The 25,058-nt window shown below is 69.1% G+C and carries 18 protein-coding genes; 9 read left to right on the top strand and 9 right to left on the bottom strand.

All coding sequences use genetic code 11. The features are described from left to right. Positions 1-12 precede the first annotated feature (12 nt). From JOD27_RS21595 to JOD27_RS21585, 3 genes are read right to left on the bottom strand one after another with little or no spacing between them, the layout of a single operon-like run. A complete protein-coding gene (locus JOD27_RS21595; RefSeq protein ID WP_204764083.1) occupies positions 13-810 on the bottom strand; it encodes an ABC transporter permease in 798 nt (265 codons plus the stop codon). A gap of 9 nt (positions 811-819) precedes the next feature. After that, complete coding sequence (locus JOD27_RS21590) at positions 820-1,743, bottom strand: ATP-binding cassette domain-containing protein (RefSeq protein WP_204764082.1); 924 nt, start codon at positions 1,741-1,743, stop codon at positions 820-822. Beyond that, the gene (locus JOD27_RS21585; RefSeq protein WP_204764081.1) at positions 1,736-2,350 is read right to left on the bottom strand and encodes a TetR/AcrR family transcriptional regulator; all 615 of its coding nucleotides are present in this window, start codon (positions 2,348-2,350) and stop codon (positions 1,736-1,738) included. The genes JOD27_RS21590 and JOD27_RS21585 overlap by 8 nt, the downstream gene beginning before the upstream one ends. Positions 2,351-2,589: 239 nt before the next feature. On the opposite strand from JOD27_RS21585, the gene ssb reads away from it, so the two are divergent. The 4 genes from ssb to JOD27_RS21565 all read left to right on the top strand — a co-directional run bounded on the left by ssb (position 2,590) and on the right by JOD27_RS21565 (position 14,339). Continuing rightward, complete coding sequence (gene ssb, locus JOD27_RS21580; RefSeq protein WP_204764080.1) at positions 2,590-3,003, top strand: single-stranded DNA-binding protein; 414 nt, start codon at positions 2,590-2,592, stop codon at positions 3,001-3,003. Between the two features lie 265 nt (positions 3,004-3,268). Then, a complete protein-coding gene (gene ettA / locus JOD27_RS21575) occupies positions 3,269-4,945 on the top strand; it encodes an energy-dependent translational throttle protein EttA (RefSeq protein ID WP_204764079.1) in 1,677 nt (558 codons plus the stop codon). Positions 4,946-4,963: 18 nt separating this feature from the next. Next, on the top strand, positions 4,964-8,992 hold the full coding sequence (locus JOD27_RS21570; RefSeq protein ID WP_204764078.1) for a hypothetical protein: 4,029 nt from the start codon (positions 4,964-4,966) through the stop codon (positions 8,990-8,992). 406 nt (positions 8,993-9,398) lie between these two features. Continuing rightward, on the top strand, positions 9,399-14,339 hold the full coding sequence (locus JOD27_RS21565) for an NAD-glutamate dehydrogenase (protein ID WP_204764077.1): 4,941 nt from the start codon (positions 9,399-9,401) through the stop codon (positions 14,337-14,339). A gap of 21 nt (positions 14,340-14,360) precedes the next feature. Here the strand turns inward: JOD27_RS21565 and JOD27_RS21560 are convergent, their stop codons facing one another. Beyond that, positions 14,361-14,858, bottom strand: coding sequence for a DUF2975 domain-containing protein (locus JOD27_RS21560; RefSeq protein WP_204764076.1), 498 nt, complete (start codon positions 14,856-14,858; stop codon positions 14,361-14,363). An 85-nt stretch (positions 14,859-14,943) separates the two neighbouring features. Between JOD27_RS21560 and JOD27_RS21555 the strand changes: the two genes are divergently transcribed. From JOD27_RS21555 to JOD27_RS21545, 3 genes are read left to right on the top strand one after another with little or no spacing between them, the layout of a single operon-like run. Beyond that, positions 14,944-15,375, top strand: coding sequence for an acyl-CoA thioesterase (locus JOD27_RS21555; RefSeq protein WP_204764075.1), 432 nt, complete (start codon positions 14,944-14,946; stop codon positions 15,373-15,375). Next, positions 15,368-15,994, top strand: a complete 627-nt coding sequence (locus tag JOD27_RS21550; RefSeq protein ID WP_204764556.1) for a DUF8010 domain-containing protein — start codon at positions 15,368-15,370, stop codon at positions 15,992-15,994. Before JOD27_RS21555 ends, JOD27_RS21550 begins: the two co-directional genes overlap by 8 nt. Positions 15,995-16,027: 33 nt before the next feature. Continuing rightward, the gene (locus tag JOD27_RS21545; RefSeq protein ID WP_204764074.1) at positions 16,028-17,149 is read left to right on the top strand and encodes a low temperature requirement protein A; all 1,122 of its coding nucleotides are present in this window, start codon (positions 16,028-16,030) and stop codon (positions 17,147-17,149) included. Between the two features lie 4 nt (positions 17,150-17,153). On the opposite strand, the gene JOD27_RS21540 is transcribed toward JOD27_RS21545, so the two are convergent. The 4 genes from JOD27_RS21540 to JOD27_RS21525 form a co-directional block, all read right to left on the bottom strand. Then, entirely contained in the window at positions 17,154-18,746 is a 1,593-nt protein-coding gene (locus tag JOD27_RS21540) for a glycoside hydrolase family 13 protein (RefSeq protein WP_204764073.1), read from the bottom strand. A 57-nt stretch (positions 18,747-18,803) separates the two neighbouring features. After that, a complete protein-coding gene (locus JOD27_RS21535; RefSeq protein WP_204764072.1) occupies positions 18,804-19,214 on the bottom strand; it encodes a globin in 411 nt (136 codons plus the stop codon). A gap of 49 nt (positions 19,215-19,263) precedes the next feature. Next, positions 19,264-20,094 (bottom strand): mechanosensitive ion channel domain-containing protein, encoded by an 831-nt coding sequence (locus tag JOD27_RS21530; protein ID WP_307830304.1) that lies wholly within the window; start codon positions 20,092-20,094, stop codon positions 19,264-19,266. A gap of 95 nt (positions 20,095-20,189) precedes the next feature. Then, positions 20,190-22,286: a prolyl oligopeptidase family serine peptidase gene (locus JOD27_RS21525; protein WP_204764071.1), complete on the bottom strand. Its 2,097-nt coding sequence runs from the start codon at positions 22,284-22,286 to the stop codon at positions 20,190-20,192. 247 nt (positions 22,287-22,533) lie between these two features. On the opposite strand from JOD27_RS21525, the gene JOD27_RS21520 reads away from it, so the two are divergent. Further along, positions 22,534-23,106, top strand: a complete 573-nt coding sequence (locus JOD27_RS21520; protein WP_112275528.1) for an HNH endonuclease — start codon at positions 22,534-22,536, stop codon at positions 23,104-23,106. 17 nt (positions 23,107-23,123) lie between these two features. Here the strand turns inward: JOD27_RS21520 and JOD27_RS21515 are convergent, their stop codons facing one another. Further along, complete coding sequence (locus JOD27_RS21515) at positions 23,124-23,624, bottom strand: DUF2345 domain-containing protein (protein WP_239568201.1); 501 nt, start codon at positions 23,622-23,624, stop codon at positions 23,124-23,126. 228 nt (positions 23,625-23,852) lie between these two features. Between JOD27_RS21515 and JOD27_RS21510 the strand changes: the two genes are divergently transcribed. Continuing rightward, positions 23,853-25,043, top strand: coding sequence for an MFS transporter (locus JOD27_RS21510; protein ID WP_204764068.1), 1,191 nt, complete (start codon positions 23,853-23,855; stop codon positions 25,041-25,043). Positions 25,044-25,058 lie beyond the last annotated feature (15 nt).

Raw genomic sequence — 25,058 nt, 5'->3', positions numbered from 1 at the left:
AAGGACAAGAAATCAGACCGACAGGGGCCTGCGGAAGCCGCGGACCGCGAAGAACGCGCCGACTGCCGCGATCGCGCCGCTCGTGACCAGCGCGCCGACCACTCCGGTGACGGGGTGGGCCAGCGCCAGGCTGCGGGCGGCGTCGACCGCGTAGGTCAGCGGGTTGACCTTCGCGATCGCCTGCAGCCAGCCGGGCAGGCCGCCCACCGGCACGAACGCGCTGGACGCGAACATCAGCGGGAACATCGCCAGGAAGCCGACGGTCTGCATCAACTCGGCCTTGCGCACCCACGCGGCGATCGCGATGAACACCCAGCTCAGCGCCCATCCGACGACCAGGGCGAGGCCCAGCGCCGCGAGCGTGCCGAGCATGCCGCCGTCGGGCCGGAAGCCGAACACCAGCACGCCGAACGCGATCATCAGGATGAGCTGGAACGCGGTGCGGACGGCGTCGGAGAGGTTGCGCGCCAACAGAACCGTGCTCGGCCTGATGGGCAGCGAACGGAATCGTGCGAGCACACCGTTCGACATGTCCTGCACGAGTCCGATGCCGGATGCGAGGGAGGACTGCATCGCGGTGTTCACGAGGATCGCGGGCAACAGGTAGTTGATGTAGGTCATGCCCGGCGGGAAGTTCGCCGTGGACGTGATGCTGCCGAAGATCTGGCTGAACAGCGTCAGCATGATCAGCGGCTGCAACACGCTGAAGAACACCAGTGCGGGCGTGCGCAGGAGTGCGCGCAGAGAACGGCCGGTCAGCACGAGAACCTGTGTCGGGTAGCTGCTGCCGTGCCAGGTCAAGGTCGCCATGATTTCCCCCTAGTTGGCGGCGAGAGTGAGGTAGACGTCGTCGAGCGTGGGCTCTGCGAGGCCGATTTCGTGTGCCTCCAAGCCGTTGTCGTCCAACGCGCGCACGACCGTCGCGAGGTCGCGTGACGCGTTGACGGGCGTGGTGAGCGTGAGGCCCTCCGCGACGGGGTGGAGCCCGACCGCGTTGATCGCCTTCAGCGCGGTGTCCACTTCGGACGCCGAGTCGAGCGTGACGGTCACCGTGCGCTGGCCGACCTGGGCCTTGAGCTCGGCGCTGGTTCCGGACGCGACGACCTTGCCGTGGGACAGCACGGTGATCGTGTCGGCGAGCCGGTCGGCCTCGTCGAGGTACTGCGTCGTGAGCAGCACGGTGGTGCCGTCGGCGACGAGCTTCTCGACGATCTCCCACATCGCCAGGCGGCTGGCCGGGTCGAGACCGGTGGTGGGCTCGTCCAGGAACAGCACCTCCGGGCGGCCTACCAGGGACGCGGCCAGGTCGAGCCGGCGCCGCATGCCGCCGGAGTAGGTCTTGGCGTTGCGCTTGGCGGCGTCGGTGAGGTCGAACTGCTCGAGCAGGTCGTCCGCGCGCTGGTGGGCCTGCTTGCGGCCGGCACCGAGGAGACGGGCGATCAGCACGAGGTTGTCGTGGCCGCTGAGCTGCTCGTCGACGGCGGCGAACTGGCCGGTCAGGCCGATGCGGCTGCGGACCTCGTGGCCTTGCCGCGCGACGTCGAACCCGGCGACCTTCGCGCTGCCGCCGGTCAGCGGCAGCATCGTCGTGAGGATGTTGACCAGCGTGGTCTTGCCGGCGCCGTTGTGGCCGAGGAGGCCGAGAACGGAACCCTTCTTCGCGGTGACGCTCACGCCGTCGAGGGCGTGCACGTCACCGAACTTCTTGCTCACATCCGTGGCTTCGATCATGAGCTCAGACATCTGTTCCCCCTGATTTGAGTGCTCCGTGCAGGAAGAGCTCCACGAGCTGTGCGGGTTCGGCGCTGACGACGCCGAAACCCCTGCCCTGCATGCGGTTGGTGAAGACGAAGCCGAGCAGCAGCCGGGCCGCGTGTTCCGGTTCGGTCCGCAGGTCGGCGTCCTTGAACAGGTCGGTGATGGCAGCGGACAGCTGTTGCATGCCGATCGGCGGTCCCTTGTGCTTCGCGTGGTCCTCTTGGCTCGGCTGGTAGCCCGATTCACGCAGCGCGCCCATGACGCCCCACATGCGGTCGAGGTAGCTGGTAGCGGTGTTGGTCGCCTCGACCAGCTGTTCCTGCAACGGCAGATCCGCCGGGATGGCCTTGATGCGCGCGATCTCGTCGTCGCACAGGAGTGCGCGCTCGATGCATGCGCTGAGGAGTTCCGCCTTGTCCTTGAAGACGCGGAACACCGTGCCTTCCGCGATTCCGGCCGCGGCGGCGATCTGGCTGGTGGTGACGTTCGCGCCGGACTGCACGACGAGCGGGAGCGTGGCCTGGACGATCGCTTCGCGGCGATCTTCCGGGCTCATCGCGGGGGCGCGGCGGCGGCGTGGTTCCTCTGACACACCCGCAACTGTATGAGTGAGTACTCACTCATGTCAATGAGTGGGCGCTCACTCATTCGCTGTGGCTCGAGCGCCGCACTAGCACGGAGGTCTGACAATTTCGCGGTTCGAGGTGCTTCAAGACCCTGACCTGTCCACAACCCGCGAGTAATCCACAGATCCCCGTCCACCCCACCTCCGCCCGCCTCCCCCGGAGCAACCTGGACCAGCAACCCCGCGACTCTGGAGGCAAGAACCCGATGTCCTGGAATTCCACGCTGGTCACCGTCGTTGGTCATGTGGCGAGCGAGATCTCGTACAGGTACGGCGAGGACGGCAAGACCAACGCGTACTTCCGCGTCCACTCCACCGAGCGCCGGTACAACACCGCGATCGGCGACTGGGAGGACGGGGAGTCCCTCTGGCTCGGCGTCTCCTGCTGGCGCAAGCTCGCCGACAGCGTGAAGACCACGCTGTCCAAGGGTGATCCGGTGATCGTCCAGGGCAAGCTGCGCATGCGCCAGTACGAGAAGGACGACGTGAAAAGGACGGCGTTCAACCTCGACGCGCTCCACGTCGGGCTGGATCTGAGCCGTGTGCAGTCACTCGGCTCCGCTCCCGTCGTTGAACCGCGGGTGAGCGATGATCTCGCCGAGGAGCCCGTGCCGTTTTGATCTTGCGTCCTTCGGGGCAACCGCGCACGGGACTTCTCCGATCCCGCCCGATCCGGCAGCGCCGCCGGACAAGATGTACGCACTGCGATCCGAGAAGGAGGGAAGCTCGTAGATCGGGGCCGATGAGGACCGATCGCCGACAGTTGTTCACGTTCGAACGGAACGGGCTGGTCACCGACTCGCGTGACGCTCGATCCACGGGCGAACGGCTGCTTGTCGGCGACCGAGGTCAGTGGCCTCCGGACACCGCTCTACGATCGCCGCCATGGCCGAGTTCATCTACACCATGAAAAAGGTGCGCAAGGCGCACGGTGACAAGGTCATCCTCGATGACGTCACGATCATGTTCTACCCCGGCGCGAAGATCGGTGTGGTCGGTCCCAACGGCGCCGGCAAGTCGAGCGTGCTCAAGATCATGGCGGGGTTGGACACACCGGGCAACGGTGAGGCCTACCTGTCCCCCGGTTACACCGTGGGCATCCTGCAGCAGGAGCCGCCGCTCAACGAGGAGAAGACCGTTCTCGGCAACGTCCAGGAAGGCCTGGGCGAGATCAAGGTGAAGCTCGACCGCTTCAACGAGATCGCCGAGCTGATGGCGACCGACTACTCCGACGAGCTGATGGAGGAGATGGGCAAGCTCCAGGAGGAGCTCGACCACGCGAACGCGTGGGACCTCGACTCCCAGCTGGAGCAGGCGATGGACGCCCTGCGCTGCCCGCCGCCGGACGCCGACGTCACCAAGCTCTCCGGTGGTGAGCGCCGCCGCGTCGCGCTGTGCAAGCTGCTGCTGAGCAAGCCCGACCTGCTGCTGCTCGACGAGCCCACCAACCACCTGGACGCGGAGAGCGTCCTGTGGCTGGAGCAGCACCTCGCGCAGTACCCCGGCGCCGTGCTCGCCGTGACCCACGACCGGTACTTCCTGGACAACCTGGCCGAGTGGATCCTCGAGCTCGACCGCGGCAAGGCCCACCCGTACGAGGGCAACTACTCCACCTACCTGGAGAAGAAGGCCGAGCGTCTCGCGGTCCAGGGCAAGAAGGACCAGAAGCTGCAGAAGCGCCTCAAGGACGAGCTGGAGTGGGTGCGCTCCGGCGCCAAGGCCCGCCAGGCGAAGTCCAAGGCGCGTCTGGGCCGCTACGAGGAGATGGCCGCCGAGGCGGAGAAGACCCGCAAGCTCGACTTCGAGGAGATCCAGATCCCGCCGGGCCCGCGTCTGGGCAACGTCGTGGTCGAGGTCGACAAGCTGAAGAAGGGCTTCGGCGACCGGGTGCTGATCGACAACCTGTCGTTCACCTTGCCGCGCAACGGCATCGTGGGCGTCATCGGTCCGAACGGCGTCGGCAAGACGACGCTGTTCAAGACCATCGTCGGCCTCGAGCAGCCCGACGCCGGCAGCGTCAAGGTCGGCGAGACGGTCCTGCTGTCCTACGTCGACCAGAACCGCGGCGGCATCGACCCGAAGAAGAACGTGTGGGAGGTCGTGTCCGAAGGGCTCGACTACATCCACGTCGGCAACGTCGAGATGCCGTCCCGCGCGTACGTCAGCGCGTTCGGCTTCAAGGGGCCGGACCAGCAGAAGCCGTCCGGCGTGCTGTCCGGTGGTGAGCGCAACCGCCTCAACCTCGCGCTCACGCTCAAGCAGGGTGGAAACCTGATCCTGCTGGACGAGCCGACGAACGACCTCGACGTCGAGACCCTGGGCTCGCTGGAGAACGCTCTCGAGCAGTTCCCCGGCTGCGCCGTCGTGATCTCCCACGACCGCTGGTTCCTCGACCGCGTCGCCACGCACATCCTCGCGTGGGAGGGCACGGACGAGAACCCGTCGCAGTGGTACTGGTTCGAGGGCAACTTCGAAGGTTACGAGAAGAACAAGATCGAGCGTCTGGGTGCCGAAGCGGCCCGTCCGCACCGTGTTACGTACCGCAAGCTGACACGGGACTGAGAGGGCAACGGCGACGTCGTGGCGGCGAGGGGCGAGACGCAGGCGAACGTCGAGGTGAGCACGCTGGTCGTGCCCGCCTGGCGGCTGCGTTGGCGGGCACCGGAGCTCGCTCTGGTGCTGGGTGAGCGCGCACTCGCGCTCGCCTCCGCCCGTCACGACGAAGCCGACCGGCTCCGCGCCGAGTCGTTGGTGGTCTTCGCTGGCAACCGCGTCGGCCGCGGCGTCCGCATCGCCGACAGGGCGATCGACGCGTTGAAGGCGGCCGAGGCCGCAGGCGAATACGAGACCGCGTGGCTGCTGCGAGTCGAGCTCGCGGCGTGCGCGCGGTCCGTGGGCGCACCGTTGACGGGCTTCGCCGCGGTGACGCCCGTGCTGGAAGCGCCGGACGTGTCTGCGGAACTGCGGGCGTCGGCGCTGGTGCAGGCGAGCGAATGCCTCGTCACGGTCGGCCGCGGCGACGAACCCACGCGGGCGCTCGCGGAAGCCGACCAGCTCTACGTCGCCGACACGACACTCGACGACGACACCCGCCTGCTGCTGCGAGGTCTGATCCGCGCGGTGCAGGCAGCCCAGCACCGCCGGTGGGGCGACATCGCCGCCGCCATCGGTGCCGCCCGCGAAGGCCTCGACCTGCTCGGCAGGTTCGCCGACCCGTCGGCGGACAGCGGCCAGGGCCTGGGCCGCCTCACGCTCGAGCTGGTGCTCGCGTTGATGGACGCGAACCGCCTGCTCGACGCGAGCGAGGTCGGCACCCCGATGCTCGACCGCCCGGTGCGCGCGCCGTCGGCGTCCACGACGGGCTGGCTCCAGCTGGCTCTCGCGACGCGCGTCCACCTGCCCGCGGGCCGGGTGGCGGTGGCCCGCGAGATGCTCCGCGAAGCCGCCGCGAGCGCCGAACGGCACCAGCTCGACACGCTGCTCGCCGAAAGCCTGCTCGCCCTGGCCCACGTGAACGAGGTGTCCGGCGAACTGTCCGAGGCGCTCACGAACCTGCGCGCCGCCCACGCCGCCGAACGCCGCCGTGCCCGCGCCGTCTACGCGGTGCGCGCCCGCCTCGCCGCCGAGTTCTCCGGCGTCCACCGCCAGCCGGCCGACCTGCACCAGCAACTGGCGAGCCTGCTCCGCCCGTTCGACGGGATGCAGATGGTCACCGACGGCGTCCTGTCCGCAGCCCTGAAACAACAGCTCCGCCAATGGCGCCCGGTTCAGGTCCGCAAGGGCGACGGCCTGAAGGTCAAGCGCGTCCGCAGAGCTGCCGAAGACATGACCGTGGAGGGTTTGTCCGCGGCACGCCAGCACGCCGCCGACCGGTGGCGCATGGTCCAGCCGTTCGGCGAGCCCGATGACAAGACACCGGACCCAGTGGAACCCCAGCCTCCAGCAGCACCCTCGTCCGACCGCACAGTCCCGGCCTCGGGCCTGATCGCCTCGGCAGGCGCCATGGTCAGCGGCCGCCGCCGCGCTGCCCGAGTGGCCGCAGGCGAGATCGAGGACGACCAGCCCACCCCACCCTCTCCGACTCCGACTTCGGCTCCGGCCGAAACCCCTGCGCTGTCCCCGGAACAGGAACGCAAGCGCAAGGTCGAGCAACAGCTCATGGAGCTGCAGCGCGAGGCCCGCCGCCAGATCGAGGCGGAGCGCCAGGCCCGCGCCGAACAACGAGCCGCGGCAGAACGCGAGGCAGCCGAGGAAGCCGCGCGCCAAGCCGCAGCCCGCGAGGAAGCGGCGCGCCAAGCGGCGGCTCGCGAGGAAGCTGCCCGTCAGGCTGCGGCTCGCGAGGAAGTGGCGCGCCAGGAGTCCGCGCGGCAGGAAGCCGCGAGAGGAGCCGCGGCCCGCGAAGGGGCCGCCGGCGCCCAGCCGGAAAGCGTGATGGACATGCTCAAGGCCCAGGGCCTGCGAGCAGGCGGCCGCCGCCGAGCCCCGGAGACGGAGTCCCAGCCCGGCACCCCGTCCTGGCGAGTGGAACCACCGTCCCGCCTGCGCCAGGACGACCCCGCCGAGAACTCCCAGCCACAGCAGGACTTCTTCGCCGGCGCCCAGTCCGCACCAGGCGACCGGGCCGCCCCGACCTCCTCCGCCGACCCGGACACCCCGTCCCGCTCGAACCTGGCCGCGGCCTTCTCCCGCCCGCCGGCGACCCCGGACTTCGGCCCCCACCTGGACGACCCGACCCCGGCCTACCCGCTCCACACCCCGGCCGGGGGCTTCCCGACGACGCCGTCCGACTCGAGCTTCGGCACCCCGCAGTGGTCGACGTCGTCGATCCCGTCCCCGGCCCCGACCGACCCTCCGGACCCCACCCAGCCCCCGGACCCGGAGCGCAAGCCGCTTCCGCCGCTCCCGGACCCGATCCCGTCGGTGCCCACCCCCGACGAGATCCCGCAGCCGCCAGAGCCGGACCTGCTCTCGAGCACGTTCCTGAGCTCGGCGGACGTGGAACCGGAGGACGACACCTCGACCCTCCCCACCACCCCGATCCGCGCCGCTACCTCAGACCAGCCCACCTTCGGCGCCCACCCGGACGCCGAAACCGAGCGCGGCTTCAGCGCCGTGCCGCCGTTCGGCACGGGGCCCGACCACGGCTCCGGCGACCAGCCCACCTTCGGCACCCCAACGGGCTTCGGCACGCAGCCGACCTTCGGCACGCAGACCTTCGGCGCCCAGCCGACGTTCGGCAACCAGACGAGCTTCGGCACCCAGCCCACCTTCGGCACGCAGACAGGTTTCGGCGCTCAACCCGAGCCCACGGCACCCCAGCCGGACTCGTCCCCGCAGGCCGACCCAGCCGACACCGCACCCGATCGGGCAAACCAGCCGGATCCGGCAGCGTGGCTCAACTTCGAAATCGCGCCCGACTACGACGTCGCCTCCAACCTCGTGATGCTGACGGGCCCGTCCACCACGCCTGATTCCGCCACCGACCCAGACCCGACCCCAGGTCCCACCACGCGCGCCGAGTTCGACCAGGCTGCGTCCCCCGGTTCCGACACCAGCGCTGGGTTCGATCCGGCGGGGCCTGCCGCAGGCGTCGCGTTCGGTTCGGCTGAATCCGCCGGCTCGGCCATGGGCGGCTTTGGTGCCGCGACATCCGCCGATGCCGGGGATGCCGGCTTCGGTTCGGCTGCGTCTGCGGCATCAGCCATGGGCGCTGGATTTGGTTCGGTGGTGTCCTCAGATGCTTCTGCCGGTGCCGGGTTCGGATCCGCAGCGTCGGCTGATTCCGCCGATGGCGCGGGGTTCGGTTCCGCGAGTTCCGCCGGGGTCGGGTCGGCGGCGTCCGCCGACGCTGCCGGCGGCACCGGGTTCGGATCAGCCGCCGAGTCCAGCTCAGCCCCGGAGTACGACTTCTTCGCCACGGAGTCCGCGTCGGCCACCCATCCGGACCCAGTCCAGTTCGGCGGCGCCGACACCCAATCCCGCGACACGGCCGCCGAGCCCAGCCCAGCCACACCGACCGGCACTGAGCAGCCCGAGGCGAAGAGCGAGTCCGGCACGCGGACAGGCCGCCCGAGCAGCCGCCGCAAGCCGAGCGACCTGAGCCTCGCCGACCTCCTCGCGGAGGCGCTCGTCGCGTACGAGACCGGCCGCCGCTCCGACGAGGAGCAACTCCAGGCCTCCGAGCCGGCCACCTCGGAGTGGTCTGCTGAAACCGGGCGCTCCGACGCGCCGGACCAGTCCTACTCCGTGCAACCGCCCGCCGAAGCAGGGCAGCCCTCCAGCACGGACTCGCTCTTCGACCCTGGCCAGACGGGGTCGGCCGTAGGCGATTCGCTGTACCAGCCGGGGCTGTCGTTCGGTGCACAGCAACCCGCCACCGACGACTCGCTGTTTCGGACGGGACTGTCCTTCGGCTCACCGCAACCGGAGCCGGGGTACTTCCTCCCGGAGCAGCCCTCCACGGAGCCGGAAGCCCAGCCGCAGGAGTCGGAGCAGGAGAAGACCGGCCCGATCGTCCCCGTGGGCGCCACGCCGGACAACGAGACCACGGGCCCCATCCGTCCTGTTCGGCCGGACGGTCCGGCCGGGTGGACGTTGCCCGGTACGTGAGCCTGTCCCAGGCAGGTGGCGGGATCCGCATTGCGTCGGTGGAATTCCGAGAACTGCCGGCGTGCGCCCGCGCCGAATCGGGAACGCGAAGGACTGCGCGGGCCCGGCGTGTGCACGCGGGGGCCGGGGAACGCCCGCTGGTCGGGTGGCGGGCACGTGAGTTCGCGGTTCGGCGGTCAGGAGGAGGCCGCCGGGCCCATGATCCGGAGTATCGGCGTGGGCCGGCGGAGCACCAGGTGGTCCACGATGCGGAATGCGTTGTCGCCACTGATGATGTGACTCGATTCAGCCCACGATTCAGTGGTCCGTCAGTGCCCCTCCCGTTGCCGGTGACGGCCCCCACCCCATCTAGGGTGGGGTCGGACCCGGCACACAGAGGTGCCGGATAGCGTGGAGTCGCCTGAAGATGACCTCGACTGGAGCCCCGACCCGAACCGACGACGCCTCCGCGGTAGCTGCCGCGGATGGTGGGAGTCGACCGGCCAGTCCTGAACAGGTCCGTGACGAGTTGATCGAACGGGCCGCCGCCAATGCCCCCGAGCTCGCTGATCTGATCCGCCTCTTCTACCGGCACGTGCCCGCCGAGGAAGTCAACGACGACGACCCGGTGGACTTGGTCGGAGCGGTGCGGTCGAACTATCAGCTCGCCCAGAGCCGCGTTCCCGGACGCGCCGCGGTGCGCATTCTGAACCCGACACGGGCCGCCGACGGGTGGCAGTGTGCCGTCACCGTGGTGCAGGTCGTGACGGACGACATGCCCTACCTCGTGGACTCGGTCGCGTCCGAGCTGACGCGGGCCGGGGTGCAGGTGCAGCGTGTTGTGCACCCGATCGTCGTCGTGCGCCGCGACCCGGTGACCGGTGAACGTCTCGAGGTGCTGCCGACCGCCGATCCGGCCGACCCGCCCGCCGACGCGCTGGCCGAGTCGTGGATGAACATCGAGGTCGACCTCATCACGGACCCCGACCGGGCGCGTGAGCTGGAGACCCGGCTGCAGACGGTGCTGACCGACGTCCGCGAGGTCGTCGAGGACACCGACCGGATGGTCACCACGGCCACGCAGCTCGCCGAGGAGCTGGAGAAGGACTCGTCCGAGGCCACCACGGACGCCGCGAAGCTGCTCAGGTGGCTCGCGGACGGGCACTTCACGTTCATGGGCTACCGCCAGTACGAGCTGGTGAAGGACGACGGCGATCCCGCACTCCGCGCCGTGCTGGCGAGCGGGCTGGGTGTGCTGCGGCAGGACAGCCTCGCCGCCCGCAGCCTGACCGCAGGGCCGGACAACGGTGCGCAGGCGCTCAGCCCCGAGCTGCTGGTGCTGACCCAGGCGAGCGCGCAGAGCAGCGTGCACCGCAGCGTCTACCCCTACTACGTGGGCGTGAAGACGTTCGACTCGCAGGGCAACGTCTCCGGTGAGCACCGCTTTCTCGGCGTCTTCAGCACCACGGCGCTGCACGAGGACGTGCTCGACATCCCTGTGATCGAGCGCAGGGTCCGCGAGGTGATCCACCGCGCGGGCTTCCCGCTGCAGTCCTACTCAGGGCAGCGGATGCTCGAGGTGATCCAGAACTACCCGCGCACCGAGCTGTTCTCGGTCGACGCCGACACGCTCTACCAGACGACGACGGGCGTCATCGCGCTCGCGGAACGGCGGCGGCTGCGGCTGTTCCTGCGCCGTGACCCGTACGGCCGTTTCTTCTCGTGCCTGGTCTACCTGCCGCGTGACCGCTACACGACGACGAGCCGCCTCGCGATGCAGGAGGTGCTGCTCGCCGAGCTCGGTGGCCTGAACCTCGAGTACAGCGCGCGCATAGGAGAGTCCGCTCTCGCCCGCGTGCACTTCATGGTGCACACGGACCCGTCCCGCGTGCTGGAGCCGGACACCCAGGCGATCCAGAACAAGCTCGCCGAGGCCGTGCGCAGCTGGGACGACCGCATGGTCGAGGCCGTCGTCGGTGACGACGGTGTCGGCGCCGAGTCGGCCACCGAGCAGGGCCAGCGGTACGCCGCGGTGTTCCCGGAGGCCTACAAGGAGGATTTCCCGGCGAGCACGGGTCTCGAGGACTACCGGCGCATCGAGGCGCTCGCCGAGGGCGACCTCGACATGGTGTTCTACGTGCCAGAGGACGCCGAGCCGGGGGAGCGGCGCTTCAAGCTGTTCGTGACCGGCGAGGGCATCACGCTGTCCGACGTGCTGCCGATGCTGCAGCGCATGGGCGTGATCGTCGTCGACGAGCGGCCGTACGAGATCGCCCGCGAAGACGGCGTGCAGTGCTGGATCTACGACTTCGGCCTGCGCATCGACGCCGCCGCGCTCGCCCAGCTGTCCGAGGCCGACCTCGACAACGTGCGCGTGCGGTTCCAGGACGCGTTCGCCGCCGTCTGGCGCGGTGAGGCCGAGGTCGACAGATTCAACTCGCTGGTGCTGCAGGCGGGGCTCACCTGGCAGCAGGCCGCGATGCTCCGCGCCTACGCGAAGTACCTGCGCCAGGCGGGCACGCCGTACTCGCAGGACTACATCGAGGACGCGGTGCTCGGCCACACGAGCGTGGCGATCGCGCTGGTCGCGTTGTTCGAGTCCCGGTTCGACCCGCGTCTCGACGAGGCCACGCGTGCCGACCGCACCGACACCATGGTCACCGAGATCGGCAAGCTGATCGACGACGTGACGAGCCTCGACGCGGACCGGATCCTGCGCAGCCTGCTCACGCTGATCAACGCCACGCTGCGGACGAACTACTTCTTCCGCGACGCGGAGGGCAACGGCCGCCCGTACCTGTCGGTCAAGCTCGACCCGCAGGCGATCCCTGACCTGCCGCTGCCGCGGCCGAAGTTCGAGATCTTCGTGTACTCGCCGCGGGTCGAGGGCGTGCACCTGCGCTTCGGCAGCGTCGCGCGCGGTGGTCTGCGCTGGTCCGACCGCCGCGAGGACTTCCGCACCGAGATCCTCGGCCTGGTCAAGGCGCAGGCCGTCAAGAACGCGGTGATCGTGCCGGTCGGCGCGAAGGGCGGCTTCGTCGTGAAGCGCCCGGTCCCGGCGACGGGCGACCCCGGCATCGACCGCGAGAACTTCATGTCCGAGGGCATCGCCTGCTACAAGATGTTCATCTCGGGCCTGCTCGACCTCACCGACAACCTGATCAACAACGAGGTCGTGCCCGCGCCGCAGGTCGTGCGCTACGACGGCGACGACACCTACCTCGTCGTGGCCGCGGACAAGGGCACCGCGACGTTCTCCGACATCGCCAACGGCGTGAGCCAGAGCTACGGCTTCTGGCTGGGCGACGCGTTCGCCTCCGGCGGCTCGATCGGCTACGACCACAAGGCCATGGGCATCACGGCCAAGGGCGCGTGGGAGAGCGTGAAGCGCTCGTTCCGCGAGCTCGGTGTGGACACGCAGACCGAGGAGTTCACCGTCGTCGGCATCGGCGACATGTCCGGTGACGTGTTCGGCAACGGCATGATGCTGTCCGAGCACATCCGGCTCGTGGCCGCGTTCGACCACCGGCACATCTTCATCGACCCGAACCCGGTCGCGGCCACGTCGTTCGCCGAGCGCGTGCGCCTGTTCAACGTCCCGCGCTCGTCGTGGGACGACTACGACCGCTCGCTGATCAGCGAGGGCGGCGGCATCTTCCCGCTGACGGCGAAGTCGATCCCGATCTCGGAGCAGGCCCGCGTCGCGCTGGGGCTGCCGGAGGGCGTCGAGAAGCTGTCCCCGCCGGAGCTCAAGAAGGCCATCCTGCTCGCGCCGGTCGACCTGCTGTGGAACGGCGGCATCGGCACGTACGTCAAGGCGTCGACCGAGTCGCACGCGGACGTCGGCGACAAGGCCAACGACGCGATCCGCGTCAACGGTGCCGACCTGCGGGTCAAGGTCGTCGGCGAGGGCGGCAACCTGGGGCTCACCCAGCGCGGCCGCATCGAGTTCGCGCGCACCGGCGGCAAGGTCAACACCGACGCGCTCGACAACTCCGCGGGCGTCGACTGCTCCGACCACGAGGTCAACATCAAGATCCTGCTGGACCACCTGGTCCGGGAGGGCTCGCTGGAGCAGCAGCAGCGCAACAAGGTCCTCGGCGAGATGACCGACGAGGTCGGCGAGCTCGTCCTGGCGGACAACTACTCGCAGAACAACGTCCTCGGCGTCAGCCGGGCGCACGCGGTTCCGATGCTGTCGGTGCACGCGCGTCTCACGGCCGACCTGGAAGCGCGCGGCGCGCTCGACCGCCAGCTGGAGGCGTTGCCGAGCGCGACGGAGTTCAAGGCGCTGGAGAAGAACGGCCAGGGCCTCACCTCGCCGGAACTCGCCACGCTGCTCGCCTTCACCAAGCTCACGCTGAAGGAAGAGCTGCTCGCGAGCGACATCCCGACGATCGACACCTTCAAGAACAAGCTGCCGGACTACTTCCCGACGCTGCTGCGCGAGCGGTTCGGCACGGCCATCCCCAACCACCCGCTGGCCAAGCAGATCATCACCACGGTGGTCGTCAACGAGGTCGTCGACGGCGGTGGCGTGTCGTACGCGTTCCGCCTGGCCGAGGAGATGAGCGCGTCGGCGACCGACGCGGTCCGCTCCTACGCCGTCGTCACCGAGGTCTTCGACCTGCCGGCGATCTGGCGGGAGATCCAGGCGCTCGACAACGTGGTACCGACGGAGGTCCAGGACAACATGGTCCTGGAGACCCGTCGTCTGCTCGACCGCGCGTCGCGCTGGCTGCTCTCGAACCGCCCGCAGCCGCTGCCGGTGGGCTCGACGATCAACCGCTTCCGCGGCGTCGTCGAGGAGCTCAGCCCCTTCGCCCTGGAGTTGTTGCAGGGCAGGGAGTACGAGGTGGTCGCTGGCAACGCGGACCGCTACGTCGAACAGGGTGTCCCGGCGGAGCTGGCCCGCAAGGTCGCGGCTCTGCTCTACATGTACGGCCTGCTCGACGTCACCGAGATCGCCGAGCTGGCCGAACGCGAGATCGGCCCGGCCGGTGGCATGGGCCCGGAGCGTTCGCACCGGGAGACCGCCGAGCTGTACTTCGCGCTGTCCGACCACCTCGACATCGACCACATGCTGGACTCGGTGACGAAGCTGGAGCGCGGCAACCGCTGGCACGCCCTGGCCCGCCTGGCTCTGCGCGACGACTTCTACTCGTCGTTGCGGGCCATCACCCTCGACGTGCTGAGGGCGAGCGACCTGGGCGACACGGCGAGCGAGAAGATCGCGAAGTGGGAGCAGGCCAACGCCTCCCGCCTGGCTCGTTCGCGCGGTGCGCTGGACGAGATCAACCGGGTCCACCAGCTGGACCTCGCGACCTTGTCCGTCGCCGCCCGCCAGGTGCGGAGCATGGTCAGGTAATGCGAAACGAGCTGGAGCAGGTCAGACGACCTGCTCCAGCTCCGCGCGCTGCGCGATCGCGTGACGGTGCCAGTGGCGCACCACCAGGAGCATGCACGCGAGAACGGCTGCCACGAGTGTGGCGGCACCGGATCCCATCCACAGCCCGAGAAGCTCCATGCCGTCGTAGGGCGTGGGGATGTCGGTGAAGAAGACGTAGCCGCACACCGATCCGAGCACCACGGTGCCGGCGGCTACGGCACCGATCGCGATGTTCGACCACACGAGCGCGCCCGGCTCGAACACGGTGCCCTTGCCCGCCCGGTGCAGCACTCCCCACAACGCCACCAGCAGGATCTGGCCGCAGGCGACGAAGACGATCGCGAACGTCACGAACGGCACCCTCACGGACTCGTAGGGCGGGATGAACGCGACCTCGTCCGCCGCGGCTGTCGGGATCACCACGACCTGCGCGAACAATCCTCCGAGGAACGCGACGGCCAGCATGGCCTGCAGGACGATCACCAATGCGCGGAGCATAGATCGAGTATCGAGCGCTGTCTATCGACTTTCAATCGGCTGGCGTGGAGATCCTGTGAAGGTTCGCGGGAGGTAGGGTCCCTGCATGGGTGTCTTCGTCACTGGTGTGCGACCGCGTTGGTCGGACATGGATGCGTTCGGCCACGTCAATCACGCGAACACGGTGACGTTGCTGGAGGAGGCCCGGATCGAGCTGTTGTTCACCGAGGCGGCCCGCCACGGGGTGAAGGAGATGGCGGAGGGGATGGTCGTGGCGAAGCTCTTCGTCGACTACCTCTCGCCGATCGTGTTCACCGGTGAGGACATCGTGGTCGAGATGTCCGTGCGGGACCTGAAGTCGGCGTCGTTCACCCTCGACTACGTGGTGCGCGGCAGCCGGGAGGTGAACAGTCCGGTGGTCACCAAGGCGGAGACGCTCATGGTGCCCTACAACGTGACGACCGCGCGGCCGCGTCGTCTCACCGACGCCGAGCGCGATTTCCTCGCCGGGTGGCGAGCAGGGGGTAATGGTGCCTGAGCTGGTGCTGGCCGACGCGGCCGAGAGAGACGACCTCGGGGCGTTCGCCGCGCGTGCGGTGCGGTTGGACGGGCAGACCGTGGTGCGGCTGCGCAACCGCAATTCCGAACTGCTCGACGCGTGGGTCGCCACGCCGTTCGACACGCTCGCTACGCGAACCGTTGCGGGACAGGCGAATCCGTCCGACGTGACGGTGTCGGGCTCGGAGCTGCTGACCGGCCTCGCGGTGATGCGTGACGAGCGCATCGATCCCGGGCCCGCGAAAGACCTGATGTGGCGCTCGGCCCTGCCGCCCGCGGACGGCTGGCTCCTGGTCGACCGGCTGCCCGTCGAGGTCGTGTCGAAGCTCGCGGACGAAGGCGTTGCCGTGGCGCGGGAGAACGTCGGCCCGCACGGTACCCCGCCGGCCTCGTTGCTGGACCAGACGGTGCTGACGGTCAGCGGGTCCGGACTGGACGTGAAGATCCCGCTGCGATGCCTGTTCGCATTGTCCGGCATGGGTTTTCTCGGCGAGAACGGTGACGTGCGGATCACCGCGACCGACTCGTGGCTGCGGATCGACGCGAAGTTCGGCGCGGTGGTCCGGCGCCGGCACTCGATGTTGCCGCTGATCGTCTGATGTGGAGCGGATGATCGTGGCACGATGTCGCGCGTGTCCGCCGAAACGCACGAGGCCCAGGAGGAGACCGAGTACCGGGTCTCCACGCTGGAGCTGTTCTTCGACCTGGTCTTCGTCTTCACGATCACGCAGCTGACCGGGACGCTCGCCGGCGACACGTCGCCGCTGGGGTTCGCGCAGGTCGTGATCATGCTGTGCGTGATCCTGTGGATGTACTTCGGGTACGTCTGGCTCACCAACGCCGTCCAGCCGAACACCACTGTGCGGCGGTTGCTGCTCATGGGCGGCATGGGCGGATTTCTGGTGATAGCGCTGGCGATTCCCAACGCGTTCGGTGCCGCCGGGATCGCGTTCGGCGTCGGGTACCTGATCGTGAACCTGGTGCACTCCGGGCTGTTCATCTCGGCGGGCGGACCGGGATCGGCCGCCGCGATGGCCCGGTTGGCGCCGTTCAACCTGGGGTCGGCGGGGCTGGTGTTCGTCGGCGGGTTCCTGCCCAGCACGTGGCGCGCCGTCGCGTGGCTCGCGGCGGTGGCGCTGATGATCCTTTCGCCGTACGTGAACCGGCGGCACGGAGAGTTCCGCATCAGGTCGGCGCACTTCGTGGAGCGGCACGGTCTCGTGGTCATCGTGGCGCTCGGCGAGTCGGTCATCGCGATCGGCATCGGTGCGGCGGGGCTGCCGATCAACCTGCAGCTCATCATCGCGGCGTTGCTCGGTCTCACGCTCGTCTACCAGCTCTGGTGGTGCTACTTCGGCCGTGAGCAGGATGTGCGCGCGGAGCACGCCCTCGCGAACATGACGCAGTCCGAACGGGCACGCGCGGCGCTGTCGGCGTTCGGGTGGGCCCACGCGCCGATCCTGCTCGGCATCGTGGTGCTGGCGGTCGGCGTGAAGAAGACGATCGGGCACGCCACCGAGCACCTGTACCTCAGCGGAGCGCTGGCGTTGGGCGGTGGTGCGGCGATCTTCCTCGTCGGCGAGATCTACTTCCGGTGGCGGCTGAAGATCGGCACCAACAAGTGGCGGATCATCGCCGCGGGGGCCGCGCTCGCGACCGTGCCCATCGGCCTGTGGCTCGCCATGGCCCAGGTGGCCGCGCTGGTGGTCGTGCTCGGCGCGCTGCTCGCCCTGGAGGGCAAGCAGCGCGTGTGACGACTCAGACCAGCCAGACGGCCGTGTCCGGCGGCAGCTGGTCGCCGTCCATCGGACCGGACGACAGCAGCACCTGACCGGGCGGCAGCGGCACGGACGCACCGGACGTGTTCAGCGCGCAGATCAGCCCGCCGCCCTTGCGCCGGAACGCGAAGCAGCCCGCCGGGGCGCCGTACCACTCGAGCTCGGAGCCCGAGAAGGCCGCGTTGGACTTCCGGTGCTCCAGCGCCTCCCGGTACAGCGACAGCATGGAACCGGGGTCCTCCAGCTGCGCCTCGGCCGTGAGGTGGTCCCACTCGTTCGGCTGGGGCAGCCAGGTGTTGACGGCCGTGGAGAACCCGAACGGCGGCGTGGTGCCCTCCCACGGGATCGGCACGCGGCAGCCGTCGCGGCCGCGCTCGGTGTGGCCGGAGCGCTCCCAGGTCGGGTCCTGCAGGGCCCAATCCGGCAGCTCCACGTTCGGCAGGCCGAGCTCTTCGCCGTTGTAGAGGTAGATCACCCCCGGCAGCGCCAGCTCGACCAGCGTCATCGCGCGGGCCCGCTGCTCTCCGAGGGCACCGCCGCCGTAGCGCGTCACGTGGCGCACGACGTCGTGGTTCGAGAGCGTCCACGCGGCGGGCGTACCGGTCAACGCGACCGCGCCCAGCGAGTGCTCGATCGCCGAACGGACGGCGTCGGCGTCGAAGTCGGCCTCGACCAGGCGGAAGTTGAAGCCCAGGTGCAGCTCGTCGGGGCGGACGTAGGCGGCGAAGCGCTCGTCGTCCTTCACCCAGATCTCGCCGACGGCCATGGTGCCGGGGTAGCCGTCCATGACCTTGCGGATCATGCGGTGGATCTCGTGCACGCCGTCGTTGTCGAAACGCGGGTCGTGGACGTCGTCGGACAGCACGCCGGGAACCTGCGTGCGGATCTCCATGTCCGGCAGGCCCTCTGGCTTGGCCATGCCGTGCGCCACGTCGATGCGGAAGCCGTCGACACCGCGGTCCAGCCAGAAGCGCAGCGTCCGCTCGAGGTCGGCGCGGACCTCCGGGTGGTCCCAGTTCAGGTCGGGCTGCTCGGGCGCGAACAGGTGCAGGTACCACTGGCCGTCGGGCACGCGGGTCCAGGCGGGGCCGCCGAAGACGGAGACCCAGTTGTTCGGCGGCTGGGAGCCGTCGAAGCCGCGGCCCTCGCGGAAGATGTAGCGCGACCGCTCCATGCTGCCGGGACCGGCCTGCAGCGCCTCCTGGAACCACTCGTGCAGGTCGCTCGTGTGGTTCGGGACCAGGTCCACCGTCACGCGGATGTTGTGCTCGTGCGCGTCCGCCACCAGCCGGTCGAACGCGGCCAGGTCGCCGAACAGCGGGTCGACGTCGCGCGGGTCGGCCACGTCGTAGCCGTGGTCGGCCATCGGCGAGCGGTAGAACGGGGTGAGCCACAGGGCGTCGACACCGAGCAGTTCCAGGTAACCGAGTCGGGACCGGATGCCGTCGAGGTCGCCGACGCCGTCGCCGTTGGAGTCCGCGAAGGAGCGCACGTACACCTGGTAGAAGACGGCGTCATGCCACCAGAGGGACTCTTCGGCGATCTCGGGAGTGAGGTCGGAGGATCGTCGCACGAGGGGTCATCCTGCCATTCGTGTCGCTGCGAAAGGACCCGATCGGGTGATGGGCGATCAAGACCAGCTGTTCATCAGGCTGTTCGCGGCCATCTCCAGGTAGTCCCAGAGCTGCTTGCGGTGGGCCTCGTCCAGGCCGGCTTCGTCGACGGCGATCCGCATGCAGCGCAGCCACGCGTCCCGTTCGATCGGCCCGATCTTGAACGGCACGTGGCGCATCCGCAGCCTCGGGTGGCCCCGGTTCTCCGAGTAGGTGTGGGGGCCGCCCCAGTACTGCATCAGGAACAGCCGGAGCCGCTCCTCCGCAGGTCCGAGGTCCTCTTCCGGGTACAGGGGCAGGAGGATCTCGTCGGCCTTCACCTCTTTGTAGAAGCGCGCGACGATGCGATGGAACGTCTCCTCGCCACCGACCTGTTCGAAGAAGCTCACCGGGTTGCCCACACGACCATCCTGACTCACGCGAGCCATCGCGTGCAGGCCGCCCCGGTGATTAGCCGTCTCGAATGGGTGTTCGATCTCACTTGGCCGTGAAGCCGGCTTCCTCCAGAGCGGGCATGAGCTGCGCACGGAGGTTGCGCTGGACCGCCCACTGGCGGCCAGGCCGCGTTTTCACGGTCACCCGCAGCGTGATGTTGTCCGGTGTGAACTTCTCCACACCGAGCACCTCGGGCTTGGCGGTGATGTCCGACTTGACCGGTTCGGACTCGGCGACCTCCTCGACCTTGCGCTCCAGCACCTTGGTCGCCTCGGCGAGGTTCGCGCCGTAGCTGAGCGGAAGGTCGACGACCGCGACCGCGAAGCCCTGCGACGAGTTGCCGACGCGCAGGATCTCGCCGTTGCGCACGTACCAGACGGTGCCGCTGGTGTCGCGGATCGTGGTGGTGCGCAGCGCGACCGCCTCGACGGTGCCGGTGATCGACGGGCCGAGGTCCACGACGTCACCGACGCCGTACTGGTCCTCCAGCAGCATGAACATGCCGGACAGGAAGTCCTTCACCAGGTTCTGGGCGCCGAAACCGATGGCCACACCCAGGATGCCCGCCGAGGTCAGCACCGGTGTGATGTCGAGCGTCAGCACGATCATGATCTCCAGGAACGCGATCCCGAAGACCAGGATGGTGACGACCGACTTCAGCACTGAGCCGATCGTCTTCGCGCGCTGCTCCCGGCGCTCGGAGACGAGGTTCCCGAGCGCCTGGGGAGCCCGCTCGCGCAACGGCTTGAGCAGGCCCGGCTTCTTGCCTTCCTTGCCGGGCGTGGTGATCCGGTCGATGACCTTGCGCAGCACGGCCCTGAGCACGAAGGCCGCGATCAGGATCAGGACGATCTTGATCGCGCCCGCGATGATCGCGGGACCGTGCTCCGCGAAGAAGTCGACCGCCTGCGCGGTCTTGTTCGCGGCGTCATCCACAGGACTCTGCGCCAACACGTGGTCGTGCCCTCCTACAACTCCATGCCGGTGGCATTCGCGAGAAACGTCAGCTGGTCCACGGCGAGAGCGACCGTCCGGCTGACCGACCTGCCCGCGTGACCGACCTCGGTCTCGCGGCGGATCAGCACCGGGTGCTTGGTCGGATCACTTGTCGAAGCGTGCTGCAGCGCGGCGCACATCTTCCTGGCGTGGTTGGGGTCCACACGAGAATCCGACTCGAACACCGTGAACAACACGGAAGGGTACTCAACGTCCGTTACCACTCGGTGATAAGGAGAGTAGGAGAGCAGCCAGTCGAGCTCTTCCGGAACGCTCGCGCTGCCGTATTCGTCGGCCCACAACCGTCCGAGCAGGAAGTTCTCGTAGCGCGCCATGTCGAGCAGTGGCGCTGAGCACACCACGGCCGCGTAGAGCTCGGGGCGCTGGGTCAGCGCGGCGCCGACGAGCAGGCCGCCGTTGGAGCCGCCCATGATCGCGAGCTGCTGCGGCGTGGTCCAGCCGTCGGCGATCAACCGTTCCGCGGCGGCGTGGAAGTCGTCGAACACGTTCTGCTTGTTGGCGCGCATTCCGGCGACGTGCCACTCCTCGCCTTCCTCGTCGCCGCCGCGCAACGACACGTGCACCCACACGCCGCCCGCTTCGACCCACGCGAGCGTGGTCGCGCTGTAGCCCGGGCCGCGGCCGATCGCGAAGCCGCCGTAGCCGGTGAGCAGCGCGGGCCGGGGCAGGTCGGGCTTCTGCTCGCCGCTCACCACGAACATGCGGACCGTCGTGCCGTCCTTGGAGGGGTACGCGATCTGCTGCGTGGTGACGGCCGGCAGTTCGACGTGGCCGGGAGCGGCCTCGTGCAGCACGGTCTCGCCGGTGGACGTGGAGAAGCGGAACACCGACTGCGGCGTCACGAAGTCCGTCCACCCGAACCACACCGTGTCCTGGTCGTGGTCGGTGGCGGCGTCCACGACGGACATGCCGTGCAACGAACCCGTGCCCGGCAGCGGGATCTCCTGCTTGTGCGCGCCGGTCGCGGCGTCGTGCAGGTGCAGTTCGGACACCGCGTGCCGGGTGCGCAGAACGACCAGGTCGCCGTTCATCCAGCGCACGCCGTCCAGCACGGAGTCCTGCTCCTCGCTGATCAGCTCGGTCCACTCGGTGGGATTCGCGGGGTCGGCGACACAGAGGCGCTGCCGGGGCGCGTTGTGGTTGGTGTGCAGGTAGAGCCTGCCGTCACGGGCGACGGAAGCCGAGCACTGCACACCGGCCTCGGTCAGGATCACCGGCTTGAGCGCGCCGTCGCCGTGCAGGTCCGCGATCCACACGGAGTCGTGCTTGAGCGTGCTGGGCGCGCCGCTCACGACCAGCCAGCGTCCGTCGTGCGAGACGTTCAGCGTGTAGTAGAAGGTGTGCGCCTGGCCGTCGCCGTGGACGTTGAGATCCGTCTCCGGATCCGTGCCGACGCGGTGGCGCCACACCCGGCGGTGGAACAGCTTCTCGTCCTCCGGCAGGAGCGCCGGGTCGAGCTGGCGCACGTAGAAGAACTCCTCGCCGCCCGGCAGCCAGCCGATCGCGGAGTAGCGGCACCTGTCGATCGGGCCCTCGATGAGCTCGCCGGAGTCGACGTCGACGACGTGCAGCAGCGAGTGCTCGTCGCCGCCGACCGACACCTGGTACGCGAGGCGCCTGCCCTCGAGGCTCGGCGACCAGCTGTCGAGGGTGGTGCGGCCGGACGGGTCGAGCGCGCTCACGTCGAGCAGCACGCGCTCGGTGCCGTCGACCTCGCGCACCATGACGACGGGGTGGTCCTGCTCTGGACCGCGGCGGGTGAAGAAGGCCCTGCCGGCGCGCCAGGCCGGGGTGGACACCGACCCCGTGCGCATCAGCTCCTTCAGCCGCTCGCCCAGGCGTTCGCGGCCGGGCATCGCGTCCAGCCAGGAGCGCGCGAGCGCGTCCTGCGCCTGCGACCACGCCTCGGTGCGCGGGTCGCTCGTGTCCTCGAGCCAGCGGTACGGGTCGGCGACGTCACGACCGTGAATCTGCTCGACGAGGTTTAGCCGCTCCGCGATCGGGTAAGAGATCGTCGCAGGCAGTGGGGTGGAAGGAGCCTCTGTCACCTTGTCAAGAGTAGCGGGCGATGAAAACCATCTCCGATAGGGAGCTGGTTAACCCCAGGTTTGATCACACATCCATGACGCGTCACTTATCACACGTGATTTTTTGCTGGTAAGTGTGGTCTCCTATGGCTGAACCGGTGGAGGTGGTCGCGTGCCAGACCGACAACCGACCCCTATCGGCGCCTCGCTACCAGGCGAGACGGCGCCGACGGTCTCCCCATGCCGAAAACAGGCAGAGCTGCGGGCAGTGCCCGACGGGGATCGAGATGGGGGAGGTTCCGGTCCGACGCCGGCGGTTTTCCCCTGGGGAAGACGCAAAGTCCTGCTGCTGAACGCCACGTTCGAGCCGCTCACGGCCCTGTCGCTGCGCCGGGCGGTCGTGCTGGTGGTGTGCGGCAAGGCCGAGGTCGTGCACGGAGACGCCTCCGGGCTCGTGCTGCACTCGTCGAAGTCCGAGGTCCTCGTGCCGTCCGTGATCCGGCTGAGCACCTACGTTCGCGTTCCTTATCGCGGCCGCGTGCCGATGACCCGTGCCGGGCTCATGCACCGCGACCGGTACCGCTGCGCCTACTGCGGCGGGCGGGCCGAGACGATCGACCACGTCGTGCCGCGCTCGCGTGGCGGACCTCACACCTGGACCAACTGCGTCGCCTGCTGTGCGAAGTGCAACCACCGCAAGGCGGACAAGCTGCTGTCCGAACTGGGCTGGCGGCTGCGCGTCGTACCGGCGGCGCCGCGCGGCCCGCACTGGCGGTTGCTCGCCGGGGTGGCCGAGGCTGATCCGCAGTGGTTGCCGTACCTGGGTGAACCCGCGGCCTGATCTGCCTTCTGCTGGGGTCAGCCCGCGAGGGAGAAGTCGTCCTGGCGTGCCGTGATGCGCACGGAGTCGTCGTGCGCCGTGATGCGGACGCTGTCGTCGTGCGCCGTGATGCGCACGGAGTCGTCCATCGTGATGCGGACGCTGTCGTCCTGAGCCGTGATCCGGACCGAGTCGTCCATCGTGATCCGGACGGAGTCGTTCGCCGTGATGCGAACCGAGTCCTCACGCGCCGTGATCCTGACCGAGTCCTCGCGCGCGGTGATCCGAACGGAGTCCTCACGGGCAGTGATCCGCACCGAATCGGACATCGTGATCCTGACCGAATCGCTCGCGGTGATGCGAACCGAGTCTGCCATCGTGATGCGCACCGAATCCGAGGCAGTGATGCGCACCGAATCGGCCGCCGTGATCCGAACGGAGTCACGCGCCGTGATGCGAACGGAGTCACTTGCCGTGATACGCACTGAATCGTCCTTGTAGCTCGGAAGAGTGATGGACAGGGCCTGGGGGCGGGTCATCGTGAACATTTTGTGTCCTCCAGGACGCTCGGGGCGGCTGCGCAAGAGCCGTATAGGTGAAAAGCTAAGAGGTGGGTGTTCCGGGAGCAAGACCCCAAACCGGCACCCGTTCGCATCCGACCGGGTGAGGCCTGACCGGGTGTAACCGCTGCGCCGCACGAGAGCACTCATTGCCCTTACTGGCCGGTATGGACACGCTCTGTAGCGTTCAAACAGATGGAACGTGACGTGCGTCATACCGCAAAAGGCCTGCACGGACGTGGTTTCCGAGTGCTCACCGGCGCCTGGGCGGTGTCGCTCGTCGGGGACGGCGTCCGCGTCGTCGCGCTGCCTTTGTTCACCGCCGCGAGCACCCGCAGCCCGCTCGCCGTGTCCGCGGTGGCGGTCGCCACGACCCTGCCCTGGTTGCTCGTCGCGTTGCCCGCGGGGGCGTTCGTGGACCGCTGGAGACCGCGAACCGTGGTCGTCGTGGCACATTGGCTGCGCGCGGGGGTGACCGGACTGCTCGCGACGGCGGTCCACACCGGACACGCGACGGTCCTGGTCTTGTGCGCCACGGCTTTCGTGCTGACCTCCGCCGAGACGTTCGCGGACTCGGCGTCGCAGGTGCTGCTGGTCGAACTGGCGGGCTCTGAGGACCTGGAGGCGGCGAACGGCAGGTTCGTCGCCGTCGAGACGGTCGGCATGGACCTCGCCGGCCCGCTGGCCGCCGCGGTGCTGTTCTGGTGGGCTCCGGCGGCCTGTTTCGCGCTCGACGCCCTCTCGTTCGTCGTCGCGGCACTGCTGGTGTCCCGCCTGCCGGACATCGCTCCCGAACGCTCCGGAGGTGATCTTCGCGGGCAACTGGTGGAGGGCGCCAGGTTCCTCCTGCGGACTCCTGGCCTGCGGTCACTGGTAGTTGCTGTCGCAATCACAGCTGTCAGTGCGGCCGCCGTCAACGCCATGCTGGCGCTCTACTCCATCCAGGTGCTCGGGCTTGCCGAACCGGTGGTTCCCGGCCTGGTCGTGTGCATGGCGGCCGGCGCTCTGCTAGGCGCCTGGCTGTCGCCGCGGCTCGCGTCCCGATGGGGTGCCGGGCGGGTGATGGTCGGGTTCCTGACGCTCCTGGGCGCCGCGTTCGCGTTGTTCGGCCTCGTGCCGTGGCTGGTGGTCGCGGTCCTCGCGTGTGTGCTGTTCGGTGTCGCGTCCGCCGGCTGGAACGTGCTGTCCGCGACCCGGCGCCAACGGCTCACGCCGGGCCCGATGATGGGCCGCGTGACGAGCGCGTACCGCGTGCTGGCGTGGGGCCTGTCGCCGCTGGGTGCGGGCCTCGCGGGGCCGCTCGCGTCGTGGACGTCGCTGGGGGCCGTCTACGTCGTGGCGGGCACGATCGTGGGACTGACCGCGATCACGCTGGCCCGGCCGCTCGCGCGCGGGTGAGTTGGGCTACCGTAC

Source organism: Lentzea nigeriaca, from assembly GCF_016907955.1.
Lineage (GTDB): Bacteria > Actinomycetota > Actinomycetes > Mycobacteriales > Pseudonocardiaceae > Lentzea > Lentzea nigeriaca.
This window is presented reverse-complemented; position numbering and strand designations above follow the sequence as displayed.